Below are 19,375 nucleotides of genomic sequence, written 5' to 3' on the forward strand. Positions count from 1 at the left end.
GTCGTCTCGGGCATTTGATCACGACAGCGTCACGGTGCCGGCGGCGCCGTTCACTTCGATCTCCTGGCCCGTCGTGATGCGGTGGGTGGCGTCGGGAACGCCGACGACGGCCGGGATGCCGTACTCCCTGGCCACCACGGCGCCGTGCGACATCGCGCCGCCCATCTCCATCACCAGCCCGCCCGCCGTCAGGAACAGCGGCGTCCAGCCGGGATCGGTCGACGGGCAGACCAGGATCTCCCCCGGCTCCAGGTGCGCGCCGACCGGGTCGAGCACCACTCTGGCCACGCCCGTGACAGTGCCGGCCGAGGCGGCGGTGCCCGTCAGCGCGCCGTCAGCGGCTCGGGTCGCGAGCGCCTCGGGCTCGGTGCCGTCGGACAGCAGGATTCTCGGGACGTGCCTGCGGCGCGACTCCCGCTCGTACGCCTCCCGCCGCTCCGCCACGAGCGCGCGCAGGTCGCCCCCGCCCAGGGCGGCCCTGGCCTCGTCGAAGCCGAGGAAGTACACGTCCTGCGCCGCGTCCAGGACACCGAGGCCCACCAGGTGCTCCCCCACCACGAGCATGCTCCGCCGCACCCCGGCGAGGGTCTTGACCAGATAGAACTTGGGCAGCTCGCGCAGCCCCGCGAACTCCCTGGTGCGCCGGAGCCCGAACCGCACGACCGCGGCCCGCCAGCGGCCCTTGCGACGGGCCTCGGACGCCACGTGGGCGATGGCGGAGCGCGCCGCCTCGGCGCCCTTGGCGAACAGCGCGGAGGGCACCAGGTCGGCGCCGCCGTCCATACGGAGGTAGTTGGCCAGCACGCCGAGGAGGTGGGCGGGCTCCTCCGACCAGCGGGGCACGCCGAGGTCGATCTCGGCGACGCCGCGGTGGCCGTACTCGTCCAGGAACGCGGTGATCTCGCGCTGGGCGACCGGCGGGAGCTCGCCGGCCTCGAAGAGGCGGACCAGCTCGGCCACCGGCTCCTTCCTGAACGGCTCCGGCTCGATGCGGGTGGCCAGGTGCCACAGCTCCAGGTCCATCTCCGTGGTCGGGTTGTGCGGGACGCTGCGCAGGACGTCCTGCATGTCGGCGATCGGCACGCCGGAGAGCCTGGAGGCCAGCGCGAACAGGCCGTAGCCGGTGAGCACCATGGGCATGATCGAGAGGATGGCCGGGAAGGTGGCGGCGAGCAGGCGTTCGGCGTGGTCCAGGCGCTGGACGGGGGTGGCCGGGTCGGGGAGCCGCAGGCGCCGGTCCAGCTGCTCGCCGATGCGGGCGGCGTACGCGAGGCCCTCCTTCGGCCGCGTCAGGGCGAGCACGACCCGGGACGGCGCGTGGATGCGGCGGGCGAACCTGCGCAGGCCGCGCAGGACCGGGCGCGGGGACGTGTGCACCACCGAGAGCCTCGGGTCCTGCGCCAGCCGCTCGAAGACGGGGACGGTGCGCGCCTCGCCCAGCGCGAGCATGCGCGGCAGGACCGCGCGGCCGAAGCGGCTGCGTACGGCCGTGGTCAGGTCCAGCCACATGCGCTGGCCCGACACGGCCATGAACGGCGCGCCGTCGCGCGGGTCGGCCGGCCCGTAGCCGGACACGCCCGCCGCTCCGGCGGAGATCAGCCGGAACGCCGACAGGCCCATCGGGGTGAGCGGCCCCATGACGCCCTGGACGACGTTGACCGAGAAGTACACCCGCAGGCCCGGCCGGGTCGGCTCGGGCAGCGGGTAGAGCGTGGTGATCGGTCTCGCCTGGGTGAGCCAGAGCCGGCCGTCGCCGTCGATGGCCCACTCGGTGTCCTGGGGCGCGCCGTAGTGGTCCTCCACGCGGGCGCCCAGCTCGGCCAGCGCGCGCACCTGGTCGTCGGTCAGGCAGAGACCGTCGTACGGGGTCTCGACGCGTTCCGTGCCGCCGCCGGGCACGGAACGGATGGTCAGGCGCTTGTCGCCGGCCTGGCGTTCGAGGATCTCGCCGCCGTGCACGACGAACCGGTCGGGGTTCACGGCGCCGGAGACGACGGCCTCGCCGAGCCCGGGGTTGGCGTCGATGACGGCCTCGTGCCGCCGCCCGGTCACGGGGTTGGCGGTGAACATCACGCCCGCCACCCGCGCGTCCACCATCTCCTGCACGACCACCGCCAGCCGGACGGTGGCGTGGTCGATGCCGTTGGACTCGCGGTAGGCGACCGCGCGGTCGGTCCAGAGCGAGGCCCAGCAGCGGCGCACGGCCGCCACCACCGCCTCGGCGCCGACGACGTTGAGGTAGGTGTCCTGCTGCCCGGCGAAGCTGGCGAACGGCAGGTCCTCGGCCGTGGCGGACGAGCGCACCGCCACGGGCACGTCGTCACCGAGCTCGGCGTAGGACGTCACGATCGTCTCGCGCACGTCCTCCGGCACCGGCGCCTCCAGCAGGTGCCGCCTGGCCCGCTCGGCGAGCCCGTCACCGCTCGTGTCCAGGCCCTCCGCGACCCGCCGGTACGCCTCCGTGGTCAGCACCCATCCCGGCGGGACGGGAAGGCCGGCCCTGGCCAGCTCGCCGAGGTTCGCGGCCTTGCCGCCCACCTCGGCGAGCATCCCGGCGTCGATCTCGGAGAAGGCCAGTGCCGTCTTCATCGTCTGCTCCCCTGACGTTCAGTGTCCTGTCACCCAGTCTGGCTCTTCGGGGAGAGAAATTCAACAGTTGATGAAAAGATCCGTGCCGTCCAGGTCCCAGGCGGGGTCGACCTCGACGCCCAGGACGCCCAGCGCCGTCGGCCCCACGTCGACCAGCCGCGGCTCGGCGAGCGAGCGGCCGCCCAGGTCCTCCTCCAGCCGGTTCGCGATCACGAACACCGTGCGCTCCTCGTCCGACGTCCCGCCGTGGCCGCCCTGGTCCACGTGCCCGTGGTCGGTCGTGATCAGCACCGTCCAGCGCTCGCCGGGGTACGAGGGCCGCCCCCGGACCGTGTCGAGCAGCCGCCCCAGGTAGGCGTCCTGGGTCTGGAGCGCCTCGAAGTACTCGGGGCAATGGGGGCCGAGGTCGTGGGCCACCTCGTCGGTGTCGCCCAGATACACGAAGACGGCGTCGGGATCGGCCGCCGCCAGGTGCCGCTCGGCGGCCTCGGCGACCCGCCTGTCGGCCTCGGCCCAGGAGCCGAACTCGTAGCCTTCCAGGACGAACCGGTGGTCGATGGCCCGGCCGAACGCGCCGTGCTCCTCCAGCGCCCTCCAGGAGAAGAACGCGGCGGTGCTGAGCTCCGGCCGCGCATGCTTCGCACGAGTCAAGAAGTCCGGATATTTCGTGAAACGGGGGTTGGCGAAGGCGTTGTCCACCACGCCATGCTTGTCCGGCCAGACTCCGGTGGCGATCGACGACCAGCCGGGGCCCGAGTCCGTCCGCGAGGCGATGACGCGCCCGCCCGGCTCGGGAGACTTGGGGACGACCTGGCCGGGCGACTCCGTACGCGGCGTCCCCGCCTCGCCGTAGGGGAGCATGCTGGTGCCGTACGCGCCGGAGGACATCAGCGAGCCCAGCACGGGCGCGCCCAGAGCCTGGAGGCGGTCGAACCGCAGGCCGTCCATCCCGACGACCAGCACCTTGTTCCGCTTAGATAGGGGCATCCCCCTATCTAAGCGGCGAAAGGTATCTAAAGGGCGAAACGCCGCACCCAGTCAGCCGCGCCCGGGAGGATCTCCTCGACCGGGGCGACCTGCGGATACCAGGTGCGCTCCCACTCCAGCGACACCCATCCGTCGTAACCGGCCGCGCGCAGCAGCTCACCCGACTCCTCCAGCGGCACCGAGCCCGTCCACATGGGCACCGGCGTGGTGTCCTCGGCCGAGACCGCGTCCTTGACCTGCACGTAGGAGAGGTACGGGCCCAGCGCGGCCAGCGTCTCGGCTGGGGGCTCTCCGTGGCGCCACGGGTGCAGCAGGTCCCAGATCGCGCCGGTGGCGTCGGGGCAGCCCGCCTCGGCCAGCAGCCCGGCCACGGCGGCGCCGGTGGCCATGTGGTCGTGCGTCTCGACGAGGACGCGGGTGCCGAGCGCGGAGGCCGTACCGGAGACCGCCTTGAGCCGGCGGGCGCCGACGGCGGGATCGTCGCCGCCCGGGAACACCCGCACCGCGGGGGCGCCCAGGTCGGCGGCGAGCCGGAGGTCGGTGAGGAGCGCCTCGACGACCGGCTCGTCCGGTCCGGGCGCGCAGACCTTGGCATATCCGGCGAGCGCGGCGATCTCCAGGCCCGCCCGCTCGACCCGCGCCCGCACCGAGCGCCGCTCGGCAGCGTCGAGGCCACCGTGGACCCCGGTGTCGGGGTGCAGGCGCAGCTCGAGGCCCTGGCAGCCGCCGCCGGCCGCGATCTCGATCGCCCTGTCCAGCCCTTCGCCGGGCATCCCCAGGGTGCTGACGGCCAGCTTCACGCCATCCTCCGTACGCTCTCTCGCAGCACGACCTCGCCCGCGACCTGCTCGACCACGATCTCGTCCGTCTCGCCCAGCGCGAGCTCCAGCGCCCGCGCGCCCATGTCCGTCAGCGGCAGCCGCACGGTCGTCAGCGCGGGCACGTGGTCCCGCAGGGTCACGATGTCGTCGAACCCGGCCACCGAGACGTCCTCCGGCACCCGGACCCCGCGCTCCCTGTAGGCCGCGAGCGCCCCGACCGCCATCACGTCGTTGACCGCGAACACGCAGGTCGCGTCCTTGACCTGCTGGGCCGCCGTGTAGCCGCCGTCGCGGTCGAACGGCCCGTGGATGACGTGCGGCGCGGGCAGCCCCAGCTCCTCCAGCGCCCCGGCGAACCCGGCGCACCGGTCGGCCGCCGTCACCAGGTGCGGCGGCCCGGCCAGCACCGCGAACCGCGTGTGCCCGAGCCCGGCCAGCGCGCGGGCCAGCTCGGCCGCGCCCTGCCTGTTGGCGGGCGCGACGGTGTCGACGCCGAGCAGGTCCTGGCCCACGCAGGCGGCGCGGCCGCCGCCCGACTGGTAGCGGGCGAGCTCGTCGCGCAGGCGCCCCGTGACGGCGTGGTCGGCGACGCGCGAGCCGACCAGCAGCACCGCCCGGACGCGCTGGGCGTTCAGCGTGGCCACGTAGGCGATCTCCTGCTCGGGGTCGCGATGCGTGGTGCCCACCATGACCAGCAGGCCCTCGGTGGCGGCCGCCCGCATCGCCCCGTCGGCCAGGGCCGCGAAGTAGGGGTCGGTCAGGTCGTGGACGACGATGCCGATGACGTTGCTGGCCCCGCGGGCCAGCGTCTGGGCGGCGATGTTGGCGCGGTAGCCCAGCTCGTCCGCGGCCTGCTCGACGCGCGCCCGCAGAGTCGCGCCCACCTGACGGGTGCTGCCGTTGAGCACCCGCGAGGCTGTCGCGAGCGAGACGCCCGCCTGCTTGGCGACGTCTTCCAGCGTGACCACGAGACCTCCCCGGAAAGCGGTTTCCAAGTCTGCCAGATCAGCACCCGGATCCGCATCCTCGCATGTCTCAGGCCCAGGGGAACAGGATGTCCAGAAGTCCCTTGCTCTCCTTGGTGGGCGTGGGGGCGGGCGCCTGGGTCTGCGGCGGCGCCTGCGTGGACGGAGCCTGGGTGGACTTCGACTCCGGCGCCTTGGTCGACACCGTGTTGTCCCTGTTGTCCCGGTTGTCCGTGTCGCTCGTCGTGCGCGGGCTGTCGTCGCCGCCGTTCGTCTGGTTCTGCGGGGCGCGGGTGGGCCTGGCACTCGCCTTCGCCGTCGGCTCGCCGATGCGCGTGTTCGTCGGACGGGCCGAGGGCTCGCGCGTGGGCCGGGCCGCCCGCGTGGGCGCGGTCGTCTCCGGGGTGTCGGACTCGGACTCGGTCGGCTCCGGGGCGTCCGTGTCCTCGGTCTCGGGAGTCTCCTCCTCCGAGGCCGTGTCCTCGGGGACCGCGCTCTCGGAGGGGCTCGTCACCTCGCCCGCGCTGGCGCACTGACCGCCCTTGCAGGGGTCGTCGGAGGAGTTGCCCGTGAGCATGAAACCGGCGCCCACGCCGACCAGCACGACCGCGGCCGCGACCACCAGCAGCTTCCTGGTGCGCCGGCGCACCTCGCCGTCGTCGTCGCCATTGCCGCCGCCGCTGGAACGGCCGCCCGAACGCCTGTCCTCCGGGCGCTTGTCGTCCGAATCCTCCGTCCAGCCCGAGCCGAGGAAGCCGCGCTTGGGCCGGTCGTCGTCGCGGTCGTCGTCGAGCCCGCCGTCGTAGCCGCGGTCGAGCGGGAGGTACGGGTTGTCGTCCTCGATGCGGTGGGAGCCGCTGGGTCCGCCCAGGTCGTTGGCGTCCAGGACGTCGTGGGGGCCGCTGGCCCCGCCGTACACGTCGCGGTGGCTCCCGTCGAGCGGGTCGCCGGCCACGTAGACGTCGCGACTGCCGCCGTCGAGCGGGTCACCGGCCACGTACATGTCACGCTGGCCCCCCACGTCGAGCGGGTCGCCGTACACGTCGCGCCGGTCCGCGTCGAGCGGGTCGCCCTGACCGCCGAGGACGTCGTGCGGGCTGTCGTCGAGCAGGTCACGGCCCCCGATGAGCTGGGGCTCGCTCTTGTCGAGGGGGAGGATGTAGGTCTCGTTGCCGACGACCTGGATGGCGGGCTGCTCGTCGGTGTCATCGGTGCTCCACCGTGGGGAAAGCACGTCGCCCGTCAGATCCGGGTTTAACGACCTCCCCTGCCCATCCTCGTAAGGCCTGTCGTTCTCGTCGCGCGCCACGATGAACCTCTCTAGTACGAATTCGGACCGCGCCCTTCTTAACAGACCCGACCATCACTTGTCCGGAAATTTCACATGTTTCCCTAAAAACACTCTCTGTAACTTTCGTCACTCTGGGAGATCGAGGGCACGCTGTTGGTGAGCCGATCAGCCCTCCGGCACCCCCTTTGACCACGGAGTTCACCCGCGCGGGCACGCTCCGGCGTCGCGGGGCGCGACAGGTCACAGGCCGCCCGGAGGGGGGTCGCGGGCGGCCTGTCAGGGAGCACGGTCAAGGGGTCACAGGCAGGGGTTGGTGCTGGAGTCGACGACCTTGTCCTTGAGGGAGTCGGGGATCGCCGACACGACGCGCACGCCCGGCCAGTCCGCCCCGATGACGAGCTGGATGATCGGCCCGTCGGGGACCTCGACGCCGGCCTTGGACTTGTACGGCTGCGTGGTGACCGGCCTGACCTTGCCGGCCACGGGCGTCCTCTTCTCCTTCGACAGCCGCGCCGCCACCGCGTCCCCGTAGGCGGGCCCGTCGGCGGCGTCCTTCTTGGCGTACCGCAGGGCGGTCTTCGGGGTGGCGGCGACGTTGCCGACCTCCGTGATCACGAACCCCTGGGCGGCCAGCGCGTCGGCCACCTTGAGCGCCTTGCCCTGCTCCCCCGTGCCGTTGAGCACCTGGACGCGCACCTGCTTGTTCTCGATCTTGGGCCCGGCGGACTTGCCGGGCGCCGGGGCGGCGGTGACCTCGACGTCGTTGCGCACGCTCTCGAAGAAGTCGCGGGCGGCGGGTTGGCTGAACTGGACCCGGTTCTTGTCGGCCGGGTAGGGCTCGGTGGGCACCGTGATGCCCTTGAGCTCCTTGGCCGTCAGGCCCTTGACGCTGAAGGCGATCTCCACCATGCGGTCGAGCGTGAGCTGGTCGTCCAGCGTGACGGCCTTGGTGGCGGCCAGCAGGAACGAGTTCAGCTTGGCCGGGTCGGTGAGCAGGCCGCCGTCGGTGACCGCCTGCAGCACCTTGGTGAGGAAGACCTGCTGGCGCTGGATCCTGCTCAGGTCGCTGCCGTCGCCCAGCGAGTAGCGGGCGCGCACGTACCCCAGCGCCTGCTCGCCGGTGACCACGTGCCGGCCCGCGCTGAGCACCAGCTTCGCCTTGGGGTCGTTGACGGCCTTGGGCAGGCAGATCTCGATGCCGCCGATGGCGTCGATGATGCCCTTGAACCCGGTGAAGTCGACCTTCACGAAGTGGTCGATCCTGATGGCGGTGAGCGACTCGAGGGTCTTGATCGTGCAGTTGATGCCGCCCTCGTTGAAGGCGGCGTTGATCTGGCGCAGGCCCCCGGGGATCACGGCGCCGGTACGGCTCTTGCACTCCGGGATCATGACCATGGAGTCGCGCGGGAAGCTGATCATGGTGGCCTTGTCCCGGTTCGGGGAGATGTGCAGCAGCATGATCGTGTCGGTGCGCTCGCCGAGCTCCTTGAGGTGGGGGCCGTACTTCTTGTTGTCGCCCTCACGGGAGTCGGAGCCGACGAGCAGGACGTTGAGCGCGCCGGTGTCCGGCGGACGGCTCGGGCCGACGTCAACGGGCTCGCGGGGGATCTCGCCCTCGACGTACCGGTAGTACGCGTACGCCCCGACCGAGACGAACACCAGCACCAGGGTCAGCCCGATGCCGACCCACCCCAGCATGGAGACCCGCCATCGCGGGCCGCGCTCGCGCCGCCTCCTGCGCCGCGGCGGAGCATCCCCCACGTGTTCCGGACTCTGCCTCACGCGCCCCCCTTCACCCACCCCACACGACAGACGCGTACCGCCAGGTGGCGGCGCGCGGCTCCCCGAGTTACCGATGATTCCAGGACTGTCGCGCCTTGCAGATAAAAGTGGCAATCCTCGGGGCTGCCACTGTTGCGTGCCGGGCGAGGAGCTCCATCCAAAGCACGAGAATCCAGGGCGTCACCACGCAGAGTGACGCCATGATGACATTCATGCTGTTGACCGAGATGGCGCCCCCTCCAGGCGCCCAGGAGCTGGCCGGGCTGCGGGCCAGGGCCAGGACCGCCCGCCGCCGGGCCTTCGTCGCGCTCTCCGCCTCGATCGCGCTGCTGGCCACCGCGCAGCTGCTCGCCGACCGGGCGCAGACCAGGGAGCAGACGCTGCCGCTGGCCGTGCTGTCGCTGGTGGTCTTCGCGGCCGCGGTGCCCGCCCTGGCGATCACCCAGTACGTCTGGGGCACCCACGCCCGGCACGTCCACCGCAAAGAACGCGAGCTGTACGCCGCCCCCCGCACCGGCCGCGTGCGCCCCCTCAGCCGGCTGGCCGTGGCCTGCTGCTGGGCGGTGACGCTGCTGCTCGGCTGGACCGCGCCGCGCCTGTTCCGGGAGGCCGCCCTGTACGGCTTCGCCGACTCCCTGGGCCGGGCCACCGAGGCGCTGGCGCTGATGAGTCTGGCGACAGGGGTGTTGTTCGTCCTCTGGTGGGCACGTGACGCGTTGGGGACACTGGCGCGCGCCCTGCGGTCGGGCGGGTCACCTGGCGATCCGTGGGACCCCGGCCGAGGCGCGCGCCGGAGAGAGGGCGCGGCGCTCTGGACGGGCGCGGCCGTGGCGGTCGCGGCCCTGGTCGGGGCCCGCGCCCATCTCTGGGAGCCGGCCACGGTGGTCGTTTACACATTGCTGACCGCCGCCCTCGTCTGCGGAGTAGTTACTGACGAGTAGCATAGGCACGGAACCCTAACAACGAGGAGCGAATCCGTGCCTTCCTCTCGTGACGTCGTGTTCGTCGACGGCGTGCGCACGCCCTTCGGCAGGTCGGGACCGAAAGGGCTGTACGCGGAGACCCGCGCCGACGACCTGGTCGTCCGCGTCATCCGCGAGCTCGTCCGGCGCAATCCCAACCTGCCCCCGGAGCGAGTGGACGAGGTCGCCATCGCCGCGACCACGCAGATCGGCGACCAGGGCCTGACCATCGGCCGGGCGGCGGCGGTGCTGGCCGGGCTGCCCAAGAGCGTGCCCGGCTACGCCATCGACCGCATGTGCGCGGGCGCGATGACCGCGGTCACCACGGTCGCGGGCGGCATCGCGTTCGGCGCGTACGACGTGGCCATCGCCGGCGGCGTCGAGCACATGGGCCGCCACCCGATGGGCGAGGGCGTCGACCCGAACCCGCGTTTCCTGTCGGAGAAGCTGGTCGACCCGAGCGCGCTGGTCATGGGCATGACGGCGGAGAACCTGCACGACCGCTACCCGCACATCACCAAGGGCCGCGCGGACGCGTACGCGGTGCTGTCGCAGGAGCGGGCCGCCAAGGCGTACGCCGACGGCAAGATCCAGCCCGACCTGGTGCCGACCGCGATCAGGACGGCCGAGAAGGGCTGGGGCCTGGCGGTCGAGGACGAGGCGCCGCGGCCCGGCACCACGGTGGAGGGGCTGAGCGCGCTCAAGACGCCGTTCCGGCCGCACGGCAACGTCACGGCGGGCAACTCCTCAGGCATCAACGACGGCGCCACCGGGTGCGTCGTGGCCGCCAGGGAGGTCGCCGACGAGCTGGGGCTGGGCGCGAAGATGCGGCTCGTCTCCTACGCGTTCGCGGGCGTGGACCCCGAGGTCATGGGCGTCGGGCCGATCCCGTCCACGGAGCGGGCGCTCCGGCTGGCCGGCCTCGACATTTCCGACATCGGGCTGTTCGAGATCAACGAGGCGTTCGCCGTCCAGGTGCTGGCGTTCCTCGACCACTTCGGGATCGCCGACGACGATCCCCGCGTGAACCAGTACGGCGGCGCGATCGCCTACGGACACCCGCTCGCCTCCTCGGGCGTGCGGCTGATGACGCAGCTCGCGCGGCAGTTCGGCGAGCGTCCCGACGTGCGGTACGGCATCACCACCATGTGCGTCGGCATGGGCATGGGCGGCACTGTGATCTGGGAGAACCTCGCATGAGCAAGGTCGAGAACTGGCGGGCGCTGCTGGGCGGGCGCAGCACCGACGAAGTCGTCACCAAGGCGCTCGTGCGCGACGTCCAGCTCCCCTACGGCGCCGGCACGATGGCGCTGATCACGCTGGACAACGGCTTCGACCACACCAAGCCCAACACCTTCGGCCCGAACGGCCTGTTCGCGCTCAACGGCGCGCTGTCGGAGATCGCCGAGCGCACCGACCTGGCCGCGGTGGGCGTGACCGGCAAGCCGTTCATCTTCGCCGTCGGCGCCGACCTCAAGGGCGCGGCCGCGCTGGCCACGCGGGAGGAGGCCCTGGCCATCGGCGCGCTGGGCCACCACGTGTTCCGCCGGCTGGGCGAGCTGGCGATCCCGTCGTTCGCGTTCGTGAACGGCGCCGCGATGGGCGGCGGGCTGGAAGTGGCGCTGCACTGCACGTACCGGACCATCTCCTCGGGCGTGCCCGCGGTGGCGCTGCCGGAGTGCTTCCTCGGCCTGGTGCCAGGCTGGGGCGGCACGCAGCTCCTGCCCCGCCTGATCGGCCCGGCGAAGGCGATCAAGCTCGTCATCGAGAACCCGCTCTCGCAGAACCGCATGGTCAAGGGCAAGGAGGCGTACGAGCTGGGCGTCGCGGACGCGATGTTCGAGCCGGCCGACTTCCTGGAGGAGTCGCTGCGCTGGGCCGCCCGCGTGGTCAAGGGCGAGCTGGCCGTGGAGCGGCCCGCCCATGAGGAGGACTGGGACAAGACGGTCGCCGACGCGCGCTTCCTGGTGGACATGAAGCTGCGCGGCGCCTCGCCCGCCCCCTACCGCGCGCTCGACCTGATCGCCCAGGCCCGCACGGCCTCCCGCGACGAGGGCTTCGCCGCCGAGGACGAGGCGCTGGCCGACCTGCTGATGGGCGACGAGCTGCGGGCCGGGCTCTACTCGTTCGACCTGGTGCAGCGCCGCGCCAAGCGGCCCGCGGGCGCGCCCGACCGGTCGCTGGCCCGCAAGGTCACCAAGGTCGGCGTGGTGGGTGCGGGGCTGATGGCCTCGCAGATGGCGCTGCTGTTCGCGCGCCGCCTGGAGGTGCCGGTCGTGCTGACCGACCTCGACCAGGCCCGCCTCGACAAGGGCGTCGGGTACGTGCACGCCGAGGTCGACAAGCTCCTCGGCAAGGGCCGCGTCTCGGCCGACCAGGCCAACCGGCTCAAGGCCCTGGTGACCGGGTCGCTGACGAAGGACGCCTTCGCCGACGCCGACTTCGTGATCGAGGCCGTGTTCGAGGACATGGCGGTCAAGAAGCAGGTGTTCGCCGAGGTGGAGGCCGTGGTCTCGGCCGAGTGCGTGCTGGCCACGAACACCTCCTCCCTCTCCCTGACCGAGATGGGCGCCGGGCTGGCGCACCCCGAGCGGCTGGTCGGCTTCCACTTCTTCAACCCCGTCGCCGTCATGCCGCTGCTGGAGATCATCCGCGGCGCCGCGACGGACGACGCCACGCTGGCCACGGCGTTCGCGGTGGGCAAGTCGCTGAAGAAGTCGTCGGTCCTGGTCAAGGACGCCCCGGCGTTCGTGGTCAACCGGCTGCTGACCTGCTTCATGGGCGAGGTCGTGTCGGCCGTGGACGAGGGCACGCCGCTGGAGGTGGCCGAGCACGCGCTGGACGGGCTCGGGCTGCCGATGTCGCCGTTCGCGCTGCTGCAGCTCGTCGGCCCGGCCGTCGGCCTGCACGTCGCAGAGACGCTGCACGAGGCCTTCCCCGACCGCTTCGGCGTCTCGGAGAACATGGCCAAGCTGGTCGCCGCGGGCAAGCCGGGCGTCTACCGGCCCGACTTCACGCTCGACCCGGAGGCGGTCGCCCTCTTCTCCGGCGGCACGTCGCCGTCCACCGCCGAGCAGGTGCGCGAGCGCGTCCTGGCGGCGCTGGCCAGGGAGGTCCGCATCATGCTGGACGAGGGCGTGGTCGCCGCGCCGCAGGACATCGACCTGTGCATGATCCTCGGGGCCGGCTGGCCGTTCCACCTGGGCGGGATCACCCCGTACCTGGACAGGACGGGCGTCGCCCAGCCGCGGTTCCTGCCGCCCGGCGTGGCCTCGCTGCCTGCCTGAATCCGTTGAAGGAGGCCCGCCCCGGCGGGCCTCCTTCAACCCTTACCGCTCTCCGTCGTAGCGTTGAGTACCGTTCTACGAACGGAGAGTATTCATGATGAGAGCACTCGGCGCCATCGCGCTCTGCGGAGCCTTCCTGCTGGGCGGGTCGTCGCCCGCCGTGGCCGCGCCGCCCCCGAAGGCGCAGCTCAAGATCGTCGACGCCGCCAAGGACGGCGAGACGAGGACGGCCTGGCTCAACTGCGGGCCCGCGGGAGGCACCCACCCCAACGCGCGGGCGGCCTGCCGGCTGCTGGAGAAGGTCGACGGGCACCCCGAACGGCTCAACGTCACGCCGGACGCCATCTGCACGAAGGAACTGCAGCCGCACGCCGTCGTGGTGGCCGGCCGGTGGCAGGGCAGGGCGGTGCAGTGGGCCAAGGTCTTCGGCAACGGCTGCACGATGAAGGCCGCGGTGGGAGCCGTCGTCGCGATCTGACCGGCCCCGAGGGTGGGGCGCGCGCCGCCCGGCGCGCGCCCGCCCCCTCAGCCGCCGCTCTTGACGCGGGCCTGCACCGTCCTGCTGTGGCGGTAGCCGTAGAGGAAGTAGATGACGACGCCGATGGCCATCCAGATCAGGAACCTCAGCCACGTCTGCACCGGCAGGTTGAGCATGAGGTAGAGGCAGGCCAGCACCGACAGGACCGGCAGCACGGGCACGAGCGGCGCGCGGAAGGCCCTCGGCAGGTCGGGCCGGGTGCGCCGGAGGATGACCACCCCGATCGAGACCACCACGAACGCGAAGAGCGTGCCGATGTTGACCAGCTCGGCCAGCTCGCCGAACGACACGAACCCGGCCAGCGCCATCGTCACCACGCCGATGATGATCGTGAGCCGGGCCGGCGTGCCGTAGCGGGGGTGGACCTTGGCCAGCGGGCGCGGCAGCAGCCCGTCGCGGCACATCGCGAAGAGCACCCGGGTCTGGCCCAGCAGCAGGACGAGCACCACGGTCGTCAGGCCGGCGATGGCGCCGACGCTGATGATCGTGGCCAGCCAGCCGTAGCCGACCGAGATGAACGCGTCGGACAGCGGCGCCGAGGTGCTGAGCCGGTCGTAGCGCTGCATGCCGACCACGACGAGCGAGACGGCCACGTACAGGGCCGTGCAGATGGCCAGCGAGCCGAGGATGCCGCGCGGCACGTCGCGCTGCGGGTGGATGGTCTCCTCGGCGGCGGTGGCCACGATGTCGAAGCCGATGAAGGCGAAGAACACGATCGCCGCGGCGGAGAAGATGCCCATCACGCCGAAGGCGACCGGCGTGACGCCGAACAGCACCTGGACCAGCGGCGCCTTCAGCCCTTCCACCCGCGGCGTGGACACCGCCTCGGGGATGAACGGCGTGTAGTTGGCCCCCTTGACGAAGAACAGCCCGGCCACGATCACCAGCAGCACGACCGTGATCTTCGTGATCACGAGGATGAGGTTGACCCGCGAGGAGACCTTGATCCCGATCACCAGAATCACGGTGAGGAGGAGGACGATGAGGATGGCGGGCACGTTCACCACGGGGTTCTCGCCCGCGAGCGAGGCGGGCAGATGGATGCCGACGGAGGCCAGCATCGAGGCGAAGTAGCCCGACCAGCCGACCGCCACCACGGCCGCGGCCAGCGCCAGTTCCAGGGTCAGGTCCCAGCCGATCACCCAGGCGGGGAACTCGCCCAGGGTGGCGAAGGCGAAGGTGTAGGCCGAACCGGCGACCGGGATCGTGGAGGCGAACTCGGCGTAGCACAGGGCCGCCAGCCCGCAGACGATGCCCGCGACGACGAACGACAGCGCCACCGCCGGGCCCGCCACCTCCTTGGCGACCTGTCCCGTGAGCACGAAGATCCCGGTGCCGACGATCACCCCGATGCCGAAGACCGTCAGGTCGGTGGCCGTCAGGCGTTTGCGCAGCTGGTGCTCCGGATCCTCGGTGTCACGGATCGACTGCTCGACACTCTTCGTGCGAAAGATGTCCACGCCCGGTGATCCTTCCCCCGCCCTGAGTGATCATGCGTGGCCGGGATCCAGTCTCACCGTCGGGACAGGAACATGAAGCGGCGGCGATCACCGTGCCGGTGATCACCGCCGCGCCGTGCCGGGTGCTCAGTGGCGGGCGGGCACCTCGTGGGAGGTCCGCTTGGCGACCGCCTCGGTGATCTGCCGGGCGAGGTCCTGCCCGGTCAGGCCGATCCTGGCGAGGATCGCGGCGCGCTTGGCGTGGTCGAGGAACTCCTGCGGGATGCCGTACGTGCGCACGGGCACGTCGACGTCGGCGTCGCGCAGCAGGCGGGCCACGGCGTCGCCCACGGCGCCCACGCGGCCGTTGTCCTCGACGACGGCCACCAGCTTGTGGGCGCTCGCGGCCAGCACGAGCGCCTCGTCGAGCGGCTTGACCCAGCGGGGGTCGACCACGGTGGCCCCGATCCCCTGTGCGTCGAGCAGGACGGCGGCGTCCATGCAGACCTGCGCCATCGGGCCCACGCCGACCAGCAGCACGTCGGGGTCGCCCTTGGGGGTGCGCAGCAGGTCCATCTCGCCCAGCTTGCCCACCGGCTCGACCGGCTCGGCGACCGGGCCCTTGGGGAAGCGCAGCACGGTCGGGCCGTCGGTGACCTGGACGGCCTCGCGCAGCAGCTCGGTCAGCCGGTCGCCGTCGCGCGGCACCGCGACCCGCAGCCCGGGGACGACCTGCAGGATCGACAGGTCCCACATGCCGTTGTGGCTGGCGCCGTCGTCGCCGGTGACGCCGGCCCGGTCGAGCACCACCGTGACGGGCAGCCGGTGCAGCGCGACGTCCATGAGGAGCTGGTCGAAGGCCCGGTTGAGGAAGGTGGCGTAGACGGCCACGACCGGGTGCATGCCGCCGAGGGCGAGGCCGGCGGCGCTGGTCAGCGCGTGCTGCTCGGCGATGCCGACGTCGTAGATGCGGTCGGGGTAGGCGTCGGCGAAGGCGTTGAGACCCGTCGGGTGGAGCATGGCCGCGGTGATCGCGACGAGGTCCTCGCGCTCCTTGCCGAGCCGGACGAGCTCCTCGCTGAAGACGTTGGTCCAGATGCGCGGCTTGGGCTTCTCCGCGCCGGTGGCCCGGTCGAAGGCGCCGGGCGAGTGGAACTGGTCCTCGTCGTGGTTCTCCGCGGGCGTGTAGCCGCGGCCCTTCTGGGTGAGGGCGTGGACGATGACGGGGCCGCGGAAGTCGCGGGCCTTGCGCAGCGCCGCCTCCATGGCCTGCTCGTCGTGGCCGTCGATGGGGCCGACGTATTTGAGCCCGAGGTCCTCGAACATCACCTGCGGGGCCAGGACGTCCTTGACGCCCTTCTTGAAGCCGTGCAGGGCGTCGTAGAGCACGGGAACGTTCCCCAACTTGTCCTTGACGTAGTCGAGGAAGTCCTCGTATCTGCGGTTGACCCGCAGGGAGGACAGGTGGGAGGCCAGGCCGCCGATGGTGGGCGAGTAGGAGCGGCCGTTGTCGTTGACCACGATCACGAGCCGGAGGTCCTTGGCGGCGGCGATGTTGTTGAGCGCCTCCCAGGCCATGCCGCCGGTCAGCGCGCCGTCGCCGATCACCGCCACGACCGTGCGGTCCTGCTCGCCGCGCAGCTTGAACGCCTTGGCCAGGCCGTCGGCGTAGGACAGCGCGGTCGAGGCGTGGGAGTTCTCCACGAAGTCGTGCTCGGACTCGGCCTGGCTCGGGTAGCCCGACAGGCCGCCCTCCTGCTTGAGCGCCTCGAAGCCGGCGGCCCGTCCGGTGAGGACCTTGTGCACGTAGGACTGGTGGCCGGTGTCCCAGACGACGGGGTCGTTCGGGGAGTCGAAGACCCGGTGGATGGCGATGGTGAGCTCGACCACGCCGAGGTTGGGGCCCAGGTGGCCGCCGAACCTGGCGCACGAGTCGACCAGCAGGTCGCGGATCTCCCCCGCAAGCCGCGGCAGCTCCTCGACAGTGAGCCGTTTGACGTCATGCGGTCCCTCTATCGAGCCCAGCAACCCGCTCACGGATCCGACTCCCCTCTGCCTTTGTGCGCCGTTGACCCGAGTCTAGTTCGCTCCCGCCTCACTGACTCCATCGAGTCAAATCCACCCACATATGTCTGATCTTGGGATAGTTTTTCGGAGCATATGAACTCTGCCCCCAAAAGCAAACTCGTGGCGCTGGCGGTCGCCATGCTGGCACTTGCCCTGGCAGCGGCCGGTTTGGTGGTCGTGCTGGCCGGCGTGGCCACCCCCTCGTCGGAGTCGCGGAACGGGGCGGCCCGGCAGCTCTCGTCCCCGCCGGCCAAGGGGTCCAGCGAGTCGAAGAAGGGGCCTTCGATCGGCCGGGCGCTGGCGACGGCGAACCCGCTGTACCGGACCGGGCGCCTGGCCGACGTCAACTGCGCACCCGGCGACCTGCCGGCCGGGAGCATGACCGCGTACCGGCGCTTCCTGACCCGCGTGACCAACTGCCTCAACAAGGCGTGGGGCGCCCAGTTCCGCAAGGCCGGGCTGCCCTTCGCCAAGCCGCGGCTGCGCATCATCACCGCCAAGGTCAGGACGCCCTGCGGCACGTGGAACACCGGCGCCGACGGCGTCTACTGCTCCACCGACCGCACGATGTACCTGATGATCAGCAAGGACCAGCTGCGCAACCCGTTCCCGCTGGGCATCACCCGCCTGATCGCCCACGAGTACGGGCACCACGTCCAGCAGATCTCCGGCATCTGGAACTACTACTGGACCGCCAGGAACGTCGCCGGCAAGGCGAAGCGGCTGCAGCTCTCGCGCAATTCGGAGCTGCAGGCGGAGTGCTTCTCCTCGGTCTTCATGAGCACGATGAAGGGAACGGCACTGGTCACCGACGCCGACTGGGCGTACACGGTCGACTGGTTCAGGAAGAACGGCGCCAAGGGCTGGCCCCAGAACGACCACGGCAAAGGCCCGACGCAGGCGGCCTGGATGACGCGGGGCTTCAACCGCGGCGGTCCGGGCGCGTGCAACACCTGGGCCGCCGCGGCCCGCAACACGCTTTAATCTTCCTTTACCTGGAACCCCACATTCAATAGGGTGCCTTCTCATGCGTATCCCCCGATTGGCGCTTATGGCAGGCGCTATGGCGAGCCTGCTCTTCGCCGGAACGGCCCACGCGGCCACCGCTGCGCCGGCGTACAAGCCCGTACTGGCGAAAAGCCCGATCTACAAGACCGGCAAGCTCGGCTTCGACACGTGCAAGGAGCCGAAGGTGCAGTCCGGCACCCTGGACGAGGTCAAGGGCTACCTGGAGGTCGTGCTCGACTGCCTCAACGCCGCCTGGGAGCCCAAGGTGAAGAAGGCGGGCTTCAAATTCACCAAGCCCACCATGCAGGTGATCAGCAAGCCCGGCGCACAGACCGGATGCGGCAAATTCCCCGAGGGCGGCGTGCAGGCCCTGTACTGCTCGACCAACAAGAAGATCACCTATTTCGCCAGCTCCAACCTTGTCGAAGAGCCGAACGACCTGATGCTGATGCTGGTCCTGGCCCACGAGTACGGCCACCACATCCAGCAGCTCACGGGCATGTTCAAGGCCTTCACGCCGTACAACGGCAAGAACCAGGCCCGGGTGCTCGACGAGAGCCGGCGGATCGAACTGCAGGCGGAGTGCCTGTCCGGCGTGTTCACCGGCAGCGTCTGGCACTCGCTCGGCCGCCAGGAGACCGACTTCACCTACTGGGTCAGGAACGGCGGCACCGGCCTCAACCTGTCCGCCCTCGGCGTGAAGGTCGAGAACTGGGGCGAGAAGACGCACGGCAACGCCAAGAACACCGGCACCTGGCTCAAGCGCGGCTTCGACACCGAGTCGGCCGGCGGCTGCAACACCTGGAAGGCTCCGAAGTCCCAAGTGTCGTAAAAGTCCTCTAAGATCCGCGATCGTGCGCATATCGCTCTTAGCGGGCATGGTCGCGGGTCTGCTGCTTTTCTCAGCGGCTTTCTCCGGGCCTTTCGCCGGGCTTTTCTCCGGGCCGGCCCGGGCGGCGTCGCGCATCGCGCAGGCCGGCCTTCTGGAAGACATGGGCGGGGACGTGGTCGCGCAGACCTGCGAGGTCCCGGACATCCGTCCGGGCAGCGTCGCCTCGCTCAAGACGTTCTACCGGGCGATGGCCGGATGCGCCGACCGCTTCTGGGCCGGGCGGTTCGCGCGGGCCCGCCTGCCGTACGCGCCGCCCGAGGTCACGATCACGACCGGGAGCGACTCCGTCTGCGGGGAGATCACCAGCAACGGCGCGCAGTACTGCCCCGAGCAGCGCACGATCGCCATCCGGATCATGAAGCACGACCTGCGCGACCCCTTCAGGATGAACATCGCGCACTCCGTCGCCCACGAGTGGGGACACCACGTGCAGCAGCTCATCGGGGTGCTGGACGCGCAGAACGCGCTGTCCTGGCAGGCGTCCGACAGCGCGCGGGCCCTGCTGAGCCACCGGCTGGAGATGCAGGCCGAGTGCTTCGCCGGCGTCCTGTACAGCGCCACGCTGGAGTCGATCAGACCGGGGATCGAGTGGGACGACTGGATCGACGCGGTACGCAGGGCCGACGAGAGCGAGATCCACGGCAAGCCCCGCAACCTCGCCTTCTGGCAGGAGCGCGGCTACCGCGGCGGGGCCACGGGCTTCTGCAACACCTGGACGGCCGCCACGTCGAAGGTCCGCTGACGAGG

At 71.3% G+C, this 19,375-nt stretch carries 15 protein-coding genes; 7 read left to right on the top strand and 8 right to left on the bottom strand.

The annotated features are described in order from the left end of the window. Positions 1 to 18 precede the first annotated feature (18 nt). The 6 genes from HD596_RS57715 to HD596_RS57740 form a co-directional block, all read right to left on the bottom strand. Entirely contained in the window at positions 19 to 2,589 is a 2,571-nt protein-coding gene (locus HD596_RS57715; RefSeq protein WP_185077799.1) for a PEP/pyruvate-binding domain-containing protein, read from the bottom strand. Between the two features lie 60 nt (positions 2,590 to 2,649). Next, positions 2,650 to 3,576, bottom strand: a complete 927-nt coding sequence (locus tag HD596_RS57720; protein WP_185077800.1) for an alkaline phosphatase family protein — start codon at positions 3,574 to 3,576, stop codon at positions 2,650 to 2,652. 26 nt (positions 3,577 to 3,602) lie between these two features. Next, a complete protein-coding gene (locus HD596_RS57725) occupies positions 3,603 to 4,376 on the bottom strand; it encodes a sugar phosphate isomerase/epimerase family protein (protein ID WP_185077801.1) in 774 nt (257 codons plus the stop codon). Next, complete coding sequence (locus tag HD596_RS57730) at positions 4,373 to 5,365, bottom strand: LacI family DNA-binding transcriptional regulator (protein ID WP_185077802.1); 993 nt, start codon at positions 5,363 to 5,365, stop codon at positions 4,373 to 4,375. Before HD596_RS57730 ends, HD596_RS57725 begins: the two co-directional genes overlap by 4 nt. 67 nt (positions 5,366 to 5,432) lie before the next feature. After that, positions 5,433 to 6,596, bottom strand: coding sequence for a hypothetical protein (locus HD596_RS57735; protein WP_185077803.1), 1,164 nt, complete (start codon positions 6,594 to 6,596; stop codon positions 5,433 to 5,435). 354 nt (positions 6,597 to 6,950) lie between these two features. Continuing rightward, positions 6,951 to 8,435 carry an LCP family protein gene (locus HD596_RS57740; protein ID WP_313047461.1) on the bottom strand — a complete coding sequence of 495 codons (1,485 nt, stop codon included), beginning with the start codon at positions 8,433 to 8,435 and terminating at the stop codon, positions 6,951 to 6,953. A 212-nt stretch (positions 8,436 to 8,647) separates the two neighbouring features. Between HD596_RS57740 and HD596_RS57745 the strand changes: the two genes are divergently transcribed. The 4 genes from HD596_RS57745 (at position 8,648) to HD596_RS57760 (ending at position 13,162) form a co-directional block, all read left to right on the top strand. Further along, positions 8,648 to 9,376 carry a hypothetical protein gene (locus tag HD596_RS57745; protein ID WP_185077804.1) on the top strand — a complete coding sequence of 243 codons (729 nt, stop codon included), beginning with the start codon at positions 8,648 to 8,650 and terminating at the stop codon, positions 9,374 to 9,376. Between the two features lie 57 nt (positions 9,377 to 9,433). Beyond that, the gene (locus HD596_RS57750; RefSeq protein WP_376776176.1) at positions 9,434 to 10,597 is read left to right on the top strand and encodes a thiolase family protein; all 1,164 of its coding nucleotides are present in this window, start codon (positions 9,434 to 9,436) and stop codon (positions 10,595 to 10,597) included. Then, positions 10,594 to 12,684 carry a 3-hydroxyacyl-CoA dehydrogenase NAD-binding domain-containing protein gene (locus tag HD596_RS57755; protein WP_185077806.1) on the top strand — a complete coding sequence of 697 codons (2,091 nt, stop codon included), beginning with the start codon at positions 10,594 to 10,596 and terminating at the stop codon, positions 12,682 to 12,684. The genes HD596_RS57750 and HD596_RS57755 overlap by 4 nt, the downstream gene beginning before the upstream one ends. Positions 12,685 to 12,778: 94 nt before the next feature. Continuing rightward, positions 12,779 to 13,162, top strand: a complete 384-nt coding sequence (locus tag HD596_RS57760) for an SSI family serine proteinase inhibitor (RefSeq protein ID WP_185077807.1) — start codon at positions 12,779 to 12,781, stop codon at positions 13,160 to 13,162. A gap of 47 nt (positions 13,163 to 13,209) precedes the next feature. On the opposite strand, the gene HD596_RS57765 is transcribed toward HD596_RS57760, so the two are convergent. Together HD596_RS57765 and dxs are read right to left on the bottom strand one after the other, a co-directional pair. Then, on the bottom strand, positions 13,210 to 14,682 hold the full coding sequence (locus HD596_RS57765) for an amino acid permease (protein ID WP_185077808.1): 1,473 nt from the start codon (positions 14,680 to 14,682) through the stop codon (positions 13,210 to 13,212). Positions 14,683 to 14,808: 126 nt separating this feature from the next. After that, positions 14,809 to 16,689, bottom strand: coding sequence for a 1-deoxy-D-xylulose-5-phosphate synthase (gene dxs, locus HD596_RS57770; protein WP_185079408.1), 1,881 nt, complete (start codon positions 16,687 to 16,689; stop codon positions 14,809 to 14,811). 132 nt (positions 16,690 to 16,821) lie between these two features. On the opposite strand from dxs, the gene HD596_RS57775 reads away from it, so the two are divergent. The 3 genes from HD596_RS57775 to HD596_RS57785 all read left to right on the top strand — a co-directional run bounded on the left by HD596_RS57775 (position 16,822) and on the right by HD596_RS57785 (position 19,370). After that, a complete protein-coding gene (locus HD596_RS57775) occupies positions 16,822 to 17,712 on the top strand; it encodes a neutral zinc metallopeptidase (protein ID WP_246555513.1) in 891 nt (296 codons plus the stop codon). A gap of 79 nt (positions 17,713 to 17,791) precedes the next feature. Then, the gene (locus tag HD596_RS57780; RefSeq protein WP_185077809.1) at positions 17,792 to 18,568 is read left to right on the top strand and encodes a neutral zinc metallopeptidase; all 777 of its coding nucleotides are present in this window, start codon (positions 17,792 to 17,794) and stop codon (positions 18,566 to 18,568) included. Between the two features lie 160 nt (positions 18,569 to 18,728). Then, positions 18,729 to 19,370, top strand: coding sequence for a neutral zinc metallopeptidase (locus HD596_RS57785; protein ID WP_185077810.1), 642 nt, complete (start codon positions 18,729 to 18,731; stop codon positions 19,368 to 19,370). The last annotated feature ends 5 nt before the right edge of the window (positions 19,371 to 19,375 follow it).

The organism is Nonomuraea jabiensis (assembly GCF_014204795.1).
GTDB lineage: Bacteria > Actinomycetota > Actinomycetes > Streptosporangiales > Streptosporangiaceae > Nonomuraea > Nonomuraea jabiensis.